Genomic DNA, 1,871 nt, shown 5'->3' with positions numbered 1-1,871 from the left:
AGCCGGCTCATCGACGGCCTCCGCGAGCGCGGCGTCGATACCCGTCACCGGCGGCCGGGCGGCAGCGGACGGACGGGCGAACCGGAACGGAGCGGAAGGACGGGCGCGGCATGACTGGCGACATCGGGAAGATCGTGGCCGGACGCGGTGGTCGGGCCGTCAAACATCATATGAATGGCGGCCGGGACGCGGGTCCGGGCCGGTGGTCGGGCACGCTCATTTTAGGGCCGCGGCAGCGCGTGTTCGGGGCGGGCGTGAACGGGTTTTGTAACCGATTGTATGGCGTCGGACGAACGGTTTCGCGGGGTCGGTCCATTTCCATCCGAAGCGGCTCAAGCGTCTGGTGCATTCGGGTCCCGAAACGGGCCGCGGCGCCGGCTCGCCAGTCTGTAACCAATGGCGGTATACGGCCCGATACCCGTTCGTCTAGAATCCGCGTAACTTTTACAAACGATCCCCAAATAACGCAGGCGGGGAAGCCGGCAGACGCCGGAGGGACGGAGATTCGCACGCGCCGGGCGTGCATGGCGATAGCCGTTTCCGGGCGCCTTCCGCTGCCATGGACCGCCTGCCCGCACGCATGATGAACGCACTGGAACAAGAGCTCGCCGCGCTGATCATCGGCGAACTGAATCTCGAAGACGTCCCGCTCGAAACAGTGACGGCCGAAACCCCGCTGTATGGCGAGGGTTTCGGGCTCGACTCCATCGACATCCTGGAAATCGCACTGCTGATCTCGAAGAAATACGGCTTCGAGCTGCGTTCGGACAATCCGGACAACCAGAAGATCTTTGCGACGCTCGGTGCACTGGCTGCGTACGTCGCCGCGCACCGCACGAAGTGAGCGCGTCGCGCACGGGCGCGGCGCGCAGATGATGACGGCACGCGGCAGCGATCGGCAGACGATACGCGGCCGCGTCGATCGAGGTGGAACGCGATGAACGGAGCAATTCGATGCGGGCGCTCGTGACGGGCGGCAGCGGCGCACTCGGGCAGGCGATCTGCACGGCGCTCGCGCAGGCCGGCCATGAAGTGTGGGTGCATGCGAACCGCCATCTCGCGCAGGCGGAGGCAGTCGCGCAGCAGATCGTCGCGGCCGGCGGCACCGCGCACGCGATCGCGTTCGACGCGACCGATGGCGATGCGACGCTCGCCGCGCTGAAGCCGTTCATCGACGATGCGCCGGTGCAGATCCTCGTCAACAACGCGGGCATTCACGACGACGCGCCGATGGCCGGCATGTCTCGCCGGCAGTGGCACAGCGTGATCGACGTGACGCTCAACGGCTTCTTCAACGTCACGCAGCCGCTGTTGTTGCCGATGATCCGCACGCGACGCGGTCGGATCGTCAACATCGCGTCGGTGGCCGGCGTGACCGGCAATCGCGGGCAGGTCAACTACGCGGCCGCGAAGGCGGGGCTGATCGGCGCGACGAAGTCGCTGTCGCTGGAGCTCGCGTCGCGCGGCATCACCGTGAATGCGGTCGCGCCCGGCATCATCGAATCGCCGATGGCCGAACACGCGTTTCCCGCCGAACGCATCAAGCAGCTCGTGCCCGCGCAGCGCGCGGGCCGGCCCGACGAAGTCGCGGCGATGGTCGCGTACCTGGTGTCCGACGCCGCGGCCTATGTGACGGGGCAGGTGCTGTCCGTCAACGGCGGGCTTGCATGACGAGGCGCGCAGCGTCGGCGTGACGTAACGCAACGCGGCGCAAGCCGCGATGTTGCGCGGCCTGCGCCGCACAGTGAGGAAATCGAAGTGTCCGTGTATCCAGTCGACGCCGAACGGCGCCCGTGTTCCCTGTCGTCCTCCGCCGCGCCCGTCGCGCGCGGGCAGACGGCGGCCGGGCCGGCCGCATCGCGCACGCCACA

At 68.0% G+C, this 1,871-nt stretch carries 2 protein-coding genes; both read left to right on the top strand.

The window, feature by feature from the left end; genetic code table 11:
- The first annotated feature begins 559 nt into the window (after positions 1-559).
- The gene (locus G3O06_RS48085; protein WP_205820416.1) at positions 560-844 is read left to right on the top strand and encodes a phosphopantetheine-binding protein; all 285 of its coding nucleotides are present in this window, start codon (positions 560-562) and stop codon (positions 842-844) included.
- A gap of 110 nt (positions 845-954) precedes the next feature.
- Positions 955-1,671: a 3-oxoacyl-ACP reductase FabG gene (gene fabG, locus G3O06_RS48080; protein WP_205820414.1), complete on the top strand. Its 717-nt coding sequence runs from the start codon at positions 955-957 to the stop codon at positions 1,669-1,671.
- The last annotated feature ends 200 nt before the right edge of the window (positions 1,672-1,871 follow it).

The sequence above is a fragment of the Burkholderia sp. Ac-20345 genome (assembly GCF_017104825.1).
Classification (GTDB): Bacteria; Pseudomonadota; Gammaproteobacteria; order Burkholderiales; family Burkholderiaceae; genus Burkholderia; species Burkholderia lata_B.
This window is presented reverse-complemented; position numbering and strand designations above follow the sequence as displayed.